At 72.1% G+C, this 13970-nt stretch carries 14 protein-coding genes; 10 read left to right on the plus strand and 4 right to left on the minus strand.

The features are described 5' to 3' along the window. Positions 1–17: 17 nt before the first annotated feature. The 8 genes from ACFYWL_RS27210 (at position 18) to ACFYWL_RS27245 (ending at position 7641) form a co-directional block, all read left to right on the plus strand. Complete coding sequence (locus ACFYWL_RS27210; protein WP_386978234.1) at positions 18–551, plus strand: DUF4240 domain-containing protein; 534 nt, start codon at positions 18–20, stop codon at positions 549–551. Positions 552–731: 180 nt separating this feature from the next. Beyond that, positions 732–2609: a translation elongation factor 4 gene (lepA, locus tag ACFYWL_RS27215; protein ID WP_386978237.1), complete on the plus strand. Its 1878-nt coding sequence runs from the start codon at positions 732–734 to the stop codon at positions 2607–2609. 149 nt (positions 2610–2758) lie between these two features. After that, entirely contained in the window at positions 2759–3046 is a 288-nt protein-coding gene (locus ACFYWL_RS27220; protein ID WP_386978240.1) for a GlsB/YeaQ/YmgE family stress response membrane protein, read from the plus strand. Positions 3047–3255: 209 nt separating this feature from the next. Then, a complete protein-coding gene (locus tag ACFYWL_RS27225; protein WP_386978243.1) occupies positions 3256–3537 on the plus strand; it encodes a GlsB/YeaQ/YmgE family stress response membrane protein in 282 nt (93 codons plus the stop codon). Positions 3538–3750: 213 nt separating this feature from the next. After that, complete coding sequence (locus ACFYWL_RS27230) at positions 3751–5040, plus strand: sugar ABC transporter substrate-binding protein (protein WP_386978246.1); 1290 nt, start codon at positions 3751–3753, stop codon at positions 5038–5040. Then, a complete protein-coding gene (locus tag ACFYWL_RS27235) occupies positions 5037–6023 on the plus strand; it encodes a carbohydrate ABC transporter permease (RefSeq protein ID WP_386978249.1) in 987 nt (328 codons plus the stop codon). Before ACFYWL_RS27230 ends, ACFYWL_RS27235 begins: the two co-directional genes overlap by 4 nt. An 11-nt stretch (positions 6024–6034) precedes the next feature. Beyond that, on the plus strand, positions 6035–6868 hold the full coding sequence (locus tag ACFYWL_RS27240; RefSeq protein WP_386978366.1) for a carbohydrate ABC transporter permease: 834 nt from the start codon (positions 6035–6037) through the stop codon (positions 6866–6868). Positions 6869–6996: 128 nt separating this feature from the next. Further along, entirely contained in the window at positions 6997–7641 is a 645-nt protein-coding gene (locus tag ACFYWL_RS27245) for an MOSC domain-containing protein (RefSeq protein ID WP_386978252.1), read from the plus strand. Between the two features lie 102 nt (positions 7642–7743). On the opposite strand, the gene ACFYWL_RS27250 is transcribed toward ACFYWL_RS27245, so the two are convergent. The 3 genes from ACFYWL_RS27250 to ACFYWL_RS27260 form a co-directional block, all read right to left on the minus strand. Beyond that, entirely contained in the window at positions 7744–8679 is a 936-nt protein-coding gene (locus ACFYWL_RS27250) for a phytanoyl-CoA dioxygenase family protein (protein ID WP_386978255.1), read from the minus strand. 189 nt (positions 8680–8868) lie between these two features. After that, positions 8869–9738 (minus strand): hypothetical protein, encoded by an 870-nt coding sequence (locus ACFYWL_RS27255; protein ID WP_386978369.1) that lies wholly within the window; start codon positions 9736–9738, stop codon positions 8869–8871. Positions 9739–9938: 200 nt separating this feature from the next. Further along, entirely contained in the window at positions 9939–10721 is a 783-nt protein-coding gene (locus ACFYWL_RS27260; protein WP_386978372.1) for an enoyl-CoA hydratase-related protein, read from the minus strand. A 19-nt stretch (positions 10722–10740) separates the two neighbouring features. On the opposite strand from ACFYWL_RS27260, the gene hemW reads away from it, so the two are divergent. After that, the gene (gene hemW / locus ACFYWL_RS27265; RefSeq protein ID WP_386978258.1) at positions 10741–11964 is read left to right on the plus strand and encodes a radical SAM family heme chaperone HemW; all 1224 of its coding nucleotides are present in this window, start codon (positions 10741–10743) and stop codon (positions 11962–11964) included. Between the two features lie 42 nt (positions 11965–12006). Here hemW and ACFYWL_RS27270 read toward each other — a convergent pair whose 3' ends face one another. Continuing rightward, positions 12007–12630 carry a DUF4870 domain-containing protein gene (locus tag ACFYWL_RS27270; protein WP_077938738.1) on the minus strand — a complete coding sequence of 208 codons (624 nt, stop codon included), beginning with the start codon at positions 12628–12630 and terminating at the stop codon, positions 12007–12009. A 309-nt stretch (positions 12631–12939) separates the two neighbouring features. Here ACFYWL_RS27270 and hrcA point away from each other — a divergent pair, with 309 nt between their 5' ends. Further along, positions 12940–13962: a heat-inducible transcriptional repressor HrcA gene (gene hrcA / locus ACFYWL_RS27275; protein WP_043966779.1), complete on the plus strand. Its 1023-nt coding sequence runs from the start codon at positions 12940–12942 to the stop codon at positions 13960–13962. Positions 13963–13970 lie beyond the last annotated feature (8 nt).

Below are 13970 nucleotides of genomic sequence, written 5' to 3' on the forward strand. Positions count from 1 at the left end.
TGCCAGACTGCCAGATCATGAGGACCGACGACTTCTGGCAGTTGATCGACCAGGCCCGGGCCGGCGGGGGCGGCGCGCCCGGCGCGGTCGCCGCCCGGGCGGTCGCGCTGCTGGCCGAGCGCGACGCCGCCGACATCATCGGGTACGCGCGGCACCAGCGCCGGGTGATGGCGGCGTCCTACCGGGCCGAGCTCTGGGGCGCGGCCTACCTGATCAACGGTGGCGCGTCCGACGACGGGTTCGAATACTTCCGGGGCTGGCTGATGACCCAGGGTCGGCAGGTCTTCGCCCGGGCGGTGGCCGACCCCGACTCGCTGGCCGAGCTGCCGAAGATCCGTCAGGCGGCGCTCACCGGCGAGGAGTTCGAGGCCGAGGCGATGCTGACGGTCGCGGAGGAGGCGTACCGGAAGGCGACCGCCGCCGAGCTGCCGCCGGTGGAGGAGGTCCCCTACCCGGAGCTGGGCGAGTTCTGGGACTTCGACGACGAGGACGAGGCCCGCCGCCAGCTGCCGAAGCTCGCCGCGCTGTTCGTCGAGGCCCCGCAGGAGTGAGCCGGGGCCCGCAGGAGTGCGCCGAGGCCCCGCAGGAGTGCGCCGAGGCCGGCGGGGGTGCGGGGCGGCCGGTGGGACGCCGGGAGGAGTGATCCGACCGTCCCCGGGGCGACGTGGGAGCATAGAGGGGGCTGGCGTCCGCGCCGGCCCGCTCACGTCAGCCGACCAGAACGGACCGCTGTGCCACCGACGCTCGATTCCGGCGCGAACGCTCCTGGTGCCACCGACCCGGCGCGCATCCGGAACTTCTGCATCATCGCCCACATCGACCATGGGAAGTCGACCCTGGCCGACCGGATGTTGCAGCTCACCGGCGTGGTCGACCCCCGGCAGATGCGCGCGCAGTACCTGGACCGGATGGACATCGAGCGCGAGCGCGGGATCACCATCAAAAGCCAGGCCGTGCGGATGCCGTGGACGATCCGGGAGGGCGACCGGGCCGGCGAGCAGGCCGTCCTCAACATGATCGACACCCCGGGGCACGTCGACTTCACGTACGAGGTGTCCCGGTCCCTGGCCGCCTGCGAGGGCGCGCTGCTGCTGGTCGACGCCGCGCAGGGCATCGAGGCGCAGACCCTGGCGAACCTCTACCTGGCGCTCGAGAACGACCTGAAGATCATCCCGGTGCTCAACAAGATCGACCTGCCGGCCGCCCAGCCCGAGAAGTACGCCGAGGAGCTGGCCCACCTGATCGGCGGCGACCCGGCGGACTGCATCAGGGTCTCCGGCAAGACCGGCGACGGCGTGCCGTACCTCCTCGACGAGATCGTCCGGCAGTTCGTCCCGCCGGTCGGCGACGCCGCCGCGCCCGCCCGCGCGATGATCTTCGACTCGGTGTACGACGTCTACCGGGGCGTCGTCACCTACGTCCGGGTGGTCGACGGCCGGATCAGCGCCCGGGACCGGATCAAGATGATGTCGACCGGCGCGGTCCACGAGCTGCTGGAGATCGGCGTCATCTCCCCGGAGATGGTGAAGGCCGACGCGCTCGGCGTCGGCGAGGTGGGTTACCTGATCACCGGCGTGAAGGACGTCCGCCAGTCCCGGGTCGGTGACACCGTCACCATCAACAGCAGGCCCGCGACCCAGGCCCTGGGCGGCTACAAGGACCCGAAGCCGATGGTCTACTCCGGCCTCTACCCGATCGACGGGTCCGACTACCCCAACCTGCGCGAGGCGCTGGACAAGCTCAAGCTCAACGACGCCGCGCTGGACTACGAGCCGGAGACCTCGGGCGCGCTCGGGTTCGGCTTCCGCTGCGGCTTCCTCGGCCTGCTGCACCTGGAGATCATCCGGGAGCGGCTGGAGCGGGAGTACAACCTCGACCTGATCTCCACCGCGCCGAACGTGGTCTACCGTGCCATCACCGAGGACGGCCAGGAGCTGGTGGTGACCAACCCGAGCGAGTACCCCACCGGCAAGATCGCCGAGGTGTACGAGCCGGTGGTGCGGGCCACGGTCCTGACCCCGAACGACTACGTCGGCGCGGTCATGGAGCTGTGCCAGGGCCGCCGGGGCAGCCTGCTCGGCATGGACTACCTCTCCGCCGACCGGGTCGAGCTGCGCTACACCCTGCCCCTGGCCGAGATCATCTTCGACTTCTTCGACCAGCTCAAGAGCCGCACCAAGGGGTACGCCTCCCTGGACTACGAGCCCTCCGGCGAGCAGGCGTCCGACCTGGTGAAGGTGGACATCCTGCTGCACGGCGAGCCGGTGGACGCGTTCAGCGCCATCGTGCACAAGGACAAGGCGTACAACTACGGCGTCACCATCGCCGCGAAGCTGCGCAACCTGATCCCGCGCCAGCAGTTCGAGGTGCCGATCCAGGCGGCCATCGGCAGCCGGGTGATCGCCCGGGAGACCATCCGGGCGATCCGCAAGGACGTGCTCGCCAAGTGCTACGGCGGTGACATCAGCCGCAAGCGCAAGCTGCTGGAGAAGCAGAAGGAGGGCAAGAAGCGGATGAAGATGGTGGGCCGCGTCGAGGTCCCCCAGGAGGCGTTCATCGCCGCCCTCTCGTCCGACTCCGGCGACGGCAAGGCCGCCGGCAAGAAGTGAGCCGCGATCGGCTCGGCGCGGACGGATCCGTGCCGAGCCGGCCGCGTTCGCGGACGTACCGCCGGTTTGGATTTTCGGGCCCTCGGGAACTTAGCGGTCACGACAGCTTCAACACACCGTTGTGGCGCTTCTTGAGGAGGAGGGCGACCGTGGAGCTCACCGTTTGGGGCATCATCACCGCGCTCATCGTCGGTCTGATCGTGGGCGCTCTGGGCCGCCTGGTCGTGCCGGGCCGGCAGAACATGCCGATCTGGCTGCACATGCTGATCGGCGTCGGTGCCGCCCTGCTCGGCACCGTGCTCGCCCGGGCCATGGGCATCGCCACCGAGACCGCCGGGGTCGACTGGGGCGAGCTGCTCGTCCAGGTCGTGCTGGCCGCCATCGGCGTGGCCCTGGTCGCCGGTGTGGGCCGCCGCCGGAGCGTCACCCACCGGTAGCCGGCAGCTCACTGCTTCCACGGGCGCCCGACCATTCCGGTCGGGCGCCCGTTCGCATTCCGGCCGCAGCCACCTGAACTGCGAGGACATGTCCGGCCGTGAAGTTGCCGGGCGAATGCCGCGATGACGGGTTTGGATTTCCGGCGCCCCGGGAACTTGATGGTTGCCACAGTGAACAAGCCTTTTGAAGCTTTCTGAGGAGAACGACCATGACCGTTGTCGGAATCATCACCGCGCTCATCGTCGGTCTGATCGTGGGCGCTCTGGGCCGCCTGGTCGTGCCGGGCCGGCAGAACATGCCGATCTGGCTGCACATGCTGATCGGCGTCGGTGCCGCCCTGCTCGGCACCGTGCTCGCCCGGGCCATGGGCATCGCCACCGAGACCGCCGGCGTCGACTGGGGCGAGCTGCTCGTCCAGGTCGTCGTCGCCGCCATCGCGGTCGCGATCGTGGCCGGCGTGGGCGGTCGCCGCAGCGTCACCCACCGGTAAGCGTCCCACGGCGCACGAACGGGCGTCCGGCCTCCGGGTCGGGCGTCCGTTCGCGCACGTACGCCCGGCTTTGCCCCGATGTCGGGCCGCGCCCGGGCCTCTCGCCTGCGGTACGGTCGCCTCGCCCCCGCCCGCCCCCTGTCGTAAAGGAATTTTACCTACTAGGGTGCGGCAGAGAAGGTTAGTGCCGGGACGGCGCGAGGGAGATGTGGCGTGAACAGGTGGAAACGGCTGGCCCCGGTCACCGCCGTGGTGGCGTCGGCCGCGATGGTGCTTGCCGGCTGCGGCGGCTCGGGCGACGACGAGGCCGCCGACGACGGCAAGCTGACCGTCTGGATGATGGGCGAGGGCAGCGAGGCGCAGACGGCGTTCCTCGACGGCGTCGAGGCCGAGTTCAGGAAGAAGCACCCCGACACCGACGTCGTCGTCCAGTACATCCCCTGGCTCGAGGCGCCAAAGAAGTTCCAGGCGGCCCTCGCCGGCGGCGAGGGCCCCGACGTGACCGAGCTCGGCAACACCGAGACCCAGGGCTGGGCCGCCCAGGAGGCGCTCGCCGACGTCACCGCCAAGTTCGCCGCCTGGCCCGAGGGCAAGGACATCTTGCCCGACCTCGTCCGCAACGCCCAGCTCGACGGCAAGCAGTACGGCGTGCCGTGGTACGCCGGCGTCCGCGCCCTGTACTACCGCACCGACTGGTTCGCCGAGGCCGGCGTCAAGCCGCCGACGACCTGGGACGAGCTGGTCGCCGCCGCCAAGGCGGTGCAGGCCAAGAAGCCGGGCACCTACGGCATCGCGCTGCCGGGCAACTCGGAGCTGCCGTTCTACTCCTTCCTCTGGGGAGCGGGCGGCGAGATCGCCACCCAGCAGGGCGACACCTGGAAGTCCGGCTACACCACCCCGCAGGCCCGGCAGGCGGTCAAGTTCTGGACCGACCTCGTCACCGTGCACAAGGTCGCCCCGCCCGCCGCCGCCGGCTGGAACGAGATCGACGCCCGCACCCAGTTCGCCACCGGCAAGGCGGCGATGGCCTTCGCCGGCAGTTGGCAGGCCGGCGCCATCAAGAAGGACAACCCCGAGATCGAGAAGTTCTGGGGCACCTTCCCCATTCCCGGGCCGGACGGCAAGCCGGCCCCCGCCTTCGCCGGCGGCTCCGACATCGCCCTGTGGCAGGACAGCAAGAAGCAGGACCTCGCCTGGGACTACCTGACCGTGCTGCTGAGCAAGCAGAAGGACAAGGAGTTCGCCGGCAGCCTCGGCTTCTTCCCGGTCTACTCCGACCTCGTCGGCGGCGGTGAGTACGCCAACGACAAGATCATGGCCGCGTTCGCCACCTCGTTGCAGAACACCAGGCTGACCCCGCTCACCCCGAAGTGGGTCGAGGTCAGCCGCACCAAGACGGTGACCCAGGCTATGAACAGCTCGGTCATCAAGGGTCAGAAGACGGTCGAGCAGGCCACCGCCGACGCGGCCGCCGAGATGGAAAGCATCCTCAACGCGAAGTGACCACGCTGACCCAGGCGCCGGAGACGCCCGCCGCGCGGGAGACCCCCGCGCGGCGGCGTCGCCGGGCCGACCGCCTGCCCTACCTGCTGCTCCTGCCCTGCCTGGTGATCATCGGCGTCCTGCTGCTGTGGCCGCTCGGCCAGGTCGTGACGATGTCCTTCTTCCGGCTCGACAACGTCCGGCAACTGCGTGGCGACCGGGAGTGGCCGTGGGTCGGGCTCGGCAACTACGCCGAGATCCTCGGCGACCCGTTCTTCCTCACCGTGCTGCGCAACACGGTGCTCTTCGCCGCGGCCAACGTCGCCCTCACGATGATCCTCGGCACGCTGGTCGGGCTGCTGCTCAACCGGCTCGGCCGGCGGATGGCCACCTTCGTCGCGAGCTGCGTGATGCTGGCCTGGGCCACCCCGGCGCTGACCGGCACCATCGTCTGGAAGTGGCTGTTCGACGACACCTCGGGCCTGGTGACCTGGCTGTTCAACGCCCTGCCCGACGGGCTGTCGACCGCGCTGTTCGGCCGCGCCGACTGGACCGGGTACGGCTGGTTCAACTCGCCGCTGATGTTCTTCTCGATCCTCACCCTCGTGGTGGTCTGGCACTCGTTCCCGTTCATCGCCGTCAGCGTGCTGGCGGGGCTGAAGAGCGTGCCGAGCGAGCTGCACGAGGCCGCCCGGGTCGACGGGGCCGGCCCGTGGAAGGTCTTCTGGAAGATCACCTTCCCGCTGCTGCGGCCCGTCTTCGGCATCCTGGTGGTGCTCTCCACCATCTGGGACTTCAAGGTGTTCACCCAGCAGTTCGTGCTGGCCGGCGGCACCCAGGACCGCCCGACGTTCATGCTGTCGATCTACTCGTACGCCGAGGCGTTCTCCCCGCCCCCCAAGTACGGCCTGGGCGCGGCGATCGCCGTCATCCTCACGCTGATCCTGCTGCTGGTGACCGGCCTCTACGTGCGGATGGTGCTCAAGCAGGAGGAGGACGCGTGAAACGCGGCGCGGTGGTGAAGCGGGTCGCCCTCAACGGCGCTGGCCTGCTGGTGGCGCTCTTCGCGGCGTTCCCCGTCTACTGGATGATCGCGACGTCGCTCAAGCCCAACCGGGAGATCTTCTCGGCCACGCCCCGGCCGGTGCCGACCGCGCCGACGCTGGAGCACTACCGGGAGATCCTCACCGGCAACCTCATCCCCGGCGTGACGTTCGGCGACTTCTTCCTCAACTCCGCGCTCGTGGCGGTGTCGACAGTGGTGCTCAGCGGCCTGGTCGCGCTGCTCGCCGCGACGGCGGTGGCCCGGTTCCGGTTCAAGCTGCGCACCAGCTTCCTGATCATGCTGCTGGTGGTGCAGATGATCCCGCTGGAGGCGCTGGTCATCCCGCTGTTCCTGATGATCCAGCGGCTGGGCCTCTACAACACGCTGCCCAGCCTGATCCTCACGTACCTCGGCTTCTCGCTGCCGTTCGCGGTCTGGATGCTGCGCGGCTTCGTGGCCGCCGTGCCCAAGGAGTTGGAGGAGGCCGCGGCGATCGACGGCGCGAGCCGCGCCCAGACCTTTCGCCGCATCCTGTTCCCGCTGGTCGCGCCGGGCCTGGTGGCCACCAGCATCTTCTCCTTCATCACCGCCTGGAACGAGCTGATCTTCGCGCTGACCTTCGTCAACGACCAGGACCGCTACACCCTGCCGGTGGCGATGACGTTCTTCTTCGGCCGCGACGACACCGCCTGGGGGCCGGTGATGGCCGCCTCCACGCTGTTCACCCTGCCGGTGATCGTCTTCTTCCTGCTGGTGCAGCGCCGGATGGTCTCCGGCCTGGTGGCGGGCGCCGTCAAGGGCTGAGGTGCAAGGAAGGGCCCCCTGTTAACGCATTCTGTCGAGAGGGGTCCCCTTCTCACCCGCCCCGGCGGGCGGGCGGGCCCCGGCGGGCGGGGCATCGGCGGGCCGCGATGCCGCCGTAGGCTGACGCCATGACAGGCAGGCTGGTGACGGTGAACGTCGGCGTGGTGACCGAGGCGGAGTGGGCGGGCGACACGAGCGGCCGCAGCGGGATCGACAAGCGGCCGGTGGACGGGCCGGTGCTGCTCCGCGTCGACGGGGTGGCCGGCGACTTCATCGGCGAGCGGGCCCACCACGGCGGCCCCGACCAGACGGTCTACGCGTACGCCGAGGAGGACGCCGCGTGGTGGGCGGCCGAGCTGGGCCGCGACATCCGGCCGGGGGCCTTCGGCGAGAACCTGACCACGTACGCGGTGGACGTGACCGGCGCGGTCGTCGGCGAGCGGTGGCAGATCGGGTCGGCCCTGCTGGAGGTCACGAAGCCGCGCACGCCGTGCCGGACGTTCGCCGGGTTCTGGGGCGTACCGGATCTGATCAAGCGGTTCACGGCGCGCGCCGCGCCGGGGGCGTACCTGCGGGTGCTGCGGGAGGGCGAGGTCGGCGCGGGCGACCCGGTGGAGGTGGTGGAACGCCCGGCGCACGGGGTGACCGTCGGCGAGGTGTTCCGGGCGGGCACCCTCGAACCGGAGCTGCTGCCCCGGCTGCTCGACGTCCCCGAGCTGCCCGAGCCGCTGCGGCGCAAGGTCGAGCGCCGGCTCGCCACGCCGGACGCCTGAAGGCCCCCGACGCCTGCCCCCCGACGCCGCCGCGCACCCCAGGCGTTAACAAGGGCCCCCTGCTATGCGGAATGCGTTAACAGGGGGCCCTTCCTTACCGCGTCAGCGGAGCCAGGGGATGCTGCGGTCCAGCAGGCCGCGCTCCTTGAGCTCCTTGCGCAGCGGGATCTCGTCGTCGATGTACCCGTTCCAGTTGATGCCCCAGTAGTTGGCGGTGTGGGTGCCCTCGCCGCAGAGCTGGCGCTGCACCGGCGTGCGGTTGGCCCACCACTCGCCGTCGGTGTCGATGTGCAGCTCGTCCAGCGGGCGGATCCACCGGTACGTGTAGCCGACGAAGAGCATCTTGCGGGTGATGTTCGACAGGTTCGTCGACCGGGAGTGCCACTGGCGGCGGTCGAAGATGAACGCGTCGCCCGGGTTCGCGGTGATCTCCACCGTGCCCTCCGGGTCCGGGTTGTGCACCGTCAGGTCCGCCGGGCGGGGCAGCGAGTTCCACAGGTGGCTGCCCGGGATCACCTTGGTCGCGCCGCGGCCGGTCTCCGACAGGTCGGAGAGCACGTACGCCACCTTCAGCGAGAACATCGGCCGGGGCAGGTTCGGGTCCATCGTCTCCGGGTCGGAGTTCTGCCGGTACCCGTCCTGGTGCCACCCCCAGTACGGCTTCTCCGGCTCCAGCGCCGGCGGGGTGACGTCGAGGTGGTTGTGGTGGGTGTAGATGTTCCACCCGGCCAGCCCCCACATGTACGGGAAGGCGATCGGGTGGGTCAGCAGCTCGCCGAAGAGCTCGTCGCGCTCCAGGAAGCCCAGCAGGTGCAGGGTGCCGTCCTTGGTGGTGTTGCCCTTGGCCTTCTCCTCCGCGTACACGCGGTCGACGGCCTCCTCCAGGGCGGCCCGGTGGTCCTCCGTCAGCACGTTCCGCAGCAGGAGGAAGCCCTGCTCGTGGAACTCCTTGCGGTCGGTGTCGCTGATCGGTTCGTAGCCGGTCCGGCCGTCGTAATCGAACACCGCGTCGTACCCCTCCCCATGAGGTGAAACCATTTCTGGCACAGGACGCCGATGCTACTGCGCCACCGCGAGCGGGCGCGGAGCGCGCCCGACGGTGCGGGGGAGCGGCCGGACCGTTGGCACCCACTTGGGTGCGGAGAGTGAGAATGGGCGCTTGTTCGGCGGCTTTCGCCGGATATGCAGGATTGTGCGGTGACCGTCGGTGTGGAGAATCGCGACCGGTCAGGCGTCGGGGAAGACCTCGGCGAGCACCTGGCCGTCGTCCGTCGGGGCGTCGCCCACCCGGCCCCAGGTGCCGGCCTTCGCGGTCCACTCCAGGCCGGCGAAGCGCACCCGCTTCACGCCGTGGTCGGAGGCGTGCGAGACCAGCCAGTGCGCGTACCGCCAGCCGTCGCGCCGGTCGTCGGCCGGCACCGCGACGCCGGTCAGCTCGGCCGGGGAGGCCGCCTCCGGCAGCCCCCAGTCCAGGCTCAGGCCCCGGGTCAGCGCGGCGGCGGCGGTCGCGCCCCGCATCACCGGCGTCGCGCCGACCGTGCAGGCCACCGCGCCGGTCGCCTCGCCGAGCAGCGCCCGGGTCAGCACCTCCGACTCGTCCGCCCACTTCTGGTACGCCTCGGGGAACGCCGAGCGCTGCACCTTCTGCGCCGCGTCGGTGACCCGCATCTTCTCCCAGCCGCGCACCCGCTTGAGCGCGGCGTAGAACTTCCTGGTCGCGTACCGGGGGTCGGCGATCTGCGCCTCGGTGCCCCAGCCCTGGCTCGGCCGCTGCTGGAACAGGCCCAGGGAGTCCCGGTCGCCGCCGGAGAGGTTGCGCAGCCCGGACTCCTGGTAGGCCGTCGCGAGGGCGACCACCACGGCCCGCTCGGGCATCTTCCGCTGGACGCCGATCGCCGCGATCGTGGCGGCGTTGGCCATCTGGTCGGCGTCCAGGCGCACCTGGCCGTCGGCCTGCACGATGCAGGTGCGGCTGGCCAGGGACAGCGGCAGGCGTAGCTGCCCGCCGGCCTGCCGGACGACGAGCCAGATCCCCACCACGGCGATCACGGCGACGACGACACCGGTCGCGACGACTGCCCGACTTCGCACCCGCACCCCCTGTTCGACGGCGTCCGCCAAGAGTACGTCCCCGCCGCCGCCGTCCGGCCCGTCCGACCGATTCGCTCCGTTCCGTCGTGGGTCGACCCCATTGCGTGTTCGGTCGGTGGGTGGCGTCCCCCGCCGACGGGCCGGTCGGCCGGCCGTGACCGGCTTCCCCGCGCCCGGGCCCGGAAACCGGCGGGCCCGGCACCCGGTCAGTCCGTCGGCACCCAGCTCGCGTCGCGCCTCTCGCGGAACGCGAGCACGCCCTCGCGCCCCTCGTCGGACAGGAAGTAGCCGGTCGACAGGGCGGCCAGCTCCGCGACCCCGGCCCGCAGGTCGGCCGCCGGCGGGCGGCGCAGCAGCTCCTTCGCCCCGGCCAGCGCGTTCGGCGCCCCCCGCACCAGCGAGGCGCAGGCCCGCGCCACCGCCGCGTCCAGCGCGTCCGCCGGCACCGCCGCGGTGACCAGCCCGATCTCGGCGGCCCGCCGCCCGTCGAAGGCGTCGCCGGTGAGGTACAGCTCGGCGGCGGCCCGGGGCGTCAGCCGGGGCAGCACGGTCGCCGAGATCACCGCCGGGATGACCCCGATCCGCACCTCGGTGAACGCGAACGTCGCCTCCTGCGCGCAGAACGCCAGGTCGGCCGCCGCGATCAGGCCCAGCCCGCCGGCCCGCGCCGGCCCGGCGACCCGGGTTAGCACCGGCTTCGGGCACTCCCAGACCGCCGCGAGCACGTCGCCGAGCATCCCGGCCGGGACCGTCCCGCTGGCGTACGCGGCGGCGGTCTCCTTCAGGTCGGCGCCCGAGCAGAAGACCGGGCCGGCGTGGTCGAGCACCACCACCCGGACCGCGTCGTCGGCCACGGCGGCGGCCAGCCCGGCCAGCAGCTCGGTCATCAGCGGCGTGGAGAGCGCGTTGCGGTTGTGCGGGCTGTCCAGGGTGAGGGTGGTCACCCCACGGGCCGTGGCGACCCGCACGAGCGCGGCGGCAGAGGTCATGCCGGGCACACTAGTGGCCATGCCCGGCGTCCTTCCAGAAGGCGAGCCCGTCCCGGCCGACGGCTCGCTGCCCGCCACCGCGACCCGCGCCGTCGGCGCGCGCGGCTTCGGCGTGTACGTGCACGTGCCGTTCTGCGCCAGCCGCTGCGGTTACTGCGACTTCAACACCTACACCGCCGACGAGCTGGGCGGCGGGGCGAGCCGCGAGGGGTACGCCGACACGGTGCTCGCCGAGCTGGCGTTGGCCGCCCGGGTGCTCGGCGACGCCCCGCCGCCTCGGGTCGATACCGTGTTTGTCGGCGGCGGCACCCCCACCCTGCTGCCCGCCGACGACCTGGCCCGGATCCTCGACGGCATCGACCGCGCCTGGGGGCTGGCCGCCGACGCGGAGGTGACCACCGAGGCCAACCCCGAGTCGGTGACGCCGGAGTCGCTGAAGACCCTGCGGGCCGCCGGTTACACCCGGATCTCGCTGGGCATGCAGTCGGCCGCGCCGGGGGTGCTGGCGATCCTCGACCGCCGGCACCGCGCCGGCCGGGCCACCGAGGCCGCCCGGGAGGCCCGCGACGCCGGGTTCGACCACGTCAACCTCGATTTGATCTACGGTACGCCGGGGGAGAGCGCCGACGACTTCGCCGCGTCCCTGGCGCAGGTGGTGGCCGCCGGGGTGGACCACGTCAGCGCGTACGCCCTGATCGTGGAGGACGGCACCCGGCTGGCCGCGCGGATGCGGCGCGGCGAGCTGGCGTACCCCTCCGACGACGTGGCGGCGGACCGCTACCTGGCCGCGGAGGCCGCCCTCGGCGCGGCCGGCTTCTCCTGGTACGAGGTGTCCAACTGGGCCCGCACGCCGGCCGCGCGCTGCCGGCACAACCTGTTGTACTGGACCGGCGGCGACTGGTGGGGCCTCGGGCCGGGGGCGCACAGCCACGTCGGCGGGGTGCGCTGGTGGAACGTCAAGCACCCGGCCGCCTACGCGAAGCGCCTCGCGGCGGGGGAGTCGCCCGGCCTGGCCCGGGAGGTGCTCACGCCCGACGAGGCGCACACGGAGGACGTGATGCTGCGGCTGCGGCTCGCCTCGGGGCTGCCGCTGGCCGTGCTGGACGACGCGGGCCGCGCCGGCGCCCGGCGGGCCCTGGCCGACGGCCTGCTCGACCCGGCCGGGTACGCGGCCGGCCGGGCCGTGCTCACCCTGCGCGGCCGGCTGCTGGCCGACGCGGTCGTGCGCGACCTGCTGCCCTGACGGGGGTGGCCCCGACCGGCCGGGGGAGCGGCCGGTCGGGGTTCACTTGATCAGGTTGACGGTCATCGGGTAGCGGTAGGGGCTGCCCTCGTTGGCCTTGATGCCGGCCACGATGCCGAAGATGATGCCGACGATCATGGCGCCGAAGCCGATCAGGAGCCCCACCAGGATGCAGGTGAGGATCCAGCCGATCAGGGCGATGACCGACCAGAGGAGCTGGAAGTTGAGCGCCGCCACCGCGTGGGCGCGGACCGTCGGCGACTGGTTGCCCCGGGCGAGCAGGGCGATCAGCGGCGCGAGCCAGCCGAGCACGCCGCCGCCGAGGAACATCCCCGCCGCGCCGCCGAAGTGGGCGACCAGGACCCAGGTCTTGTCCTCGTTGTTGGCGTAGCCGCCGGAGGGCGCGCCGTACGCGCCGCCCGTCGGATATCCGCCACCGGGCGGGGGGAAGCCGCCACCGGGTGGCGGGTAGCCGGCCGACGGCGGCTGGTCACCGGTGGGCGGCGGATAGCCACCGGGCGGGGGATAGCCGCCGGCCCCGGGTGCCCCGGACAGTGGTGCGGTGGGGGGCTCGTGCCCCGGCGAGCCGTACGGTGCCGACGGGTTCGGCTCCGGCGGGTAGCCGCCGGGGTCGCCCGATCCGGGAGGGCGAGGTGGTTCAGTCATGCACGTCACGGTAGGGGTTGCGGGCAAGCGGGCACCAGAGCGACACCGGCCCAGCGTGGCGGATGTCCGGTCAGGGTGCGCAGGTGGCGGCCCGCCCCGGGCGGCGGCGGGCCGGCCGGCCCGCGCCCGTCGGGGCGCCCGCGCGGCGCTGGCCGCACCCGTGGTCCGTCGTTGATCTTACCCATCGCGGGGCAGTCGACGTAGACTGGCACTCGTTACAGTCGAGTGCCAGGCGTCGACGCACCGGCGGAGCGCCGACCTGCGGTGCCGCCGCGCCGCCGGGCCCGACGTGCGACAGGAGGTGGCAGGGTGGGTCTGGACGACCGCAAGCTCGCCGTGCTCCGCGCGATCGTCGAGGACTACGTCGCCACCCAGGAGCCGGTCGGCAGCAAGGCGCTGGTCGAGCGGCACCAGCTCGGCGTCTCCCCGGCGACGGTGCGCAACGACATGGCGGTGCTGGAGGAGGAGGGATACATCCGGCAGCCGCACACCAGCGCCGGCCGGGTCCCCACCGACCGGGGCTACCGCCTCTTCGTCGACCGGCTGTCCCGGGTCAAGCCGCTCAGCCCGGCCGAGCGGCGGGCGATCGAGCGCTTCCTGGTCGGCGCGGTCGACCTCGACGACGTGGTGCACCGCACGGTGCGGCTGCTGGCGCAGCTCACCCGGCAGGTCGCCGTGGTGCAATATCCCTCGCTGGCCCGCTCCTCGGTGCGGCACCTGGAGCTGGTGCCGATCTCCACCACCCGGCTGATGCTGGTGATGATCGCCGACACCGGCCGGGTCGAGCAGCGGCTGGTCGAGCTGCCCGCGCCGGTCAGCGCCGACGACGTCACCGACCTGCGCCGGCTGGTCAACGAGAAGCTCGTCGGCAGCCGGCTGTCGGAGACCCCGCCGCTGGTGCAGGCGCTGGTCGAGGAGTCGAGCCCGCACCTGCGCGGCACCATGACCACGCTCTCCACGGTGCTGCTGGAGACGCTGGTCGAGCGGCACGAGGAGCGCATCGCGCTCGCCGGCACCGCCAACCTGACCCGGGGCGGCCTGCTCGACTTCCAAGGGTCCCTGCGGCCCATCCTGGAGGCGCTGGAGGAGGAGGTGGTGATGCTCAAGCTGATCGGCGAGGCCGAGTCGACCACCACCCGCGTGCTGATCGGCGACGAGAACGAGATCGACAACCTGCGGGCCGCCTCGGTGGTCAGCACCGGCTACGGCCCGGGGGCGACCGCGCTCGGCGGACTGGGCGTGGTCGGCCCCACCCGGATGGACTACCCCGGCACCATCGCCACGGTGCGGGCCGTGGCACGCTACGTGGGCGAGCTGCTGGCCCAGAACTGACCAGTCAG

Source organism: Micromonospora sp. NPDC002575 (assembly GCF_042889525.1).
Taxonomy (GTDB): Bacteria; Actinomycetota; Actinomycetes; order Mycobacteriales; family Micromonosporaceae; genus Micromonospora; species Micromonospora carbonacea.

What these genes read in the sequence shown, in the direction of transcription:
- ACFYWL_RS27250 (WP_386978255.1), bottom strand. Translation starts at nt 8,679, where the DNA reads ATGGTTTCACCTCATGGGGAGGGGTACGACGCGGTGTTCGATTACGAC.
- ACFYWL_RS27260 (WP_386978372.1), bottom strand. Translation starts at nt 10,721, where the DNA reads ATGACCTCTGCCGCCGCGCTCGTGCGGGTCGCCACGGCCCGTGGGGTG.
- ACFYWL_RS27270 (WP_077938738.1), bottom strand. Translation starts at nt 12,630, where the DNA reads ATGACTGAACCACCTCGCCCTCCCGGATCGGGCGACCCCGGCGGCTAC.
- ACFYWL_RS27225 (WP_386978243.1), top strand. Translation starts at nt 3,256, where the DNA reads ATGACCGTTGTCGGAATCATCACCGCGCTCATCGTCGGTCTGATCGTG.
- hemW (WP_386978258.1), top strand. Translation starts at nt 10,741, where the DNA reads ATGCCCGGCGTCCTTCCAGAAGGCGAGCCCGTCCCGGCCGACGGCTCG.
- ACFYWL_RS27210 (WP_386978234.1), top strand. Translation starts at nt 18, where the DNA reads ATGAGGACCGACGACTTCTGGCAGTTGATCGACCAGGCCCGGGCCGGC.
- ACFYWL_RS27245 (WP_386978252.1), top strand. Translation starts at nt 6,997, where the DNA reads ATGACAGGCAGGCTGGTGACGGTGAACGTCGGCGTGGTGACCGAGGCG.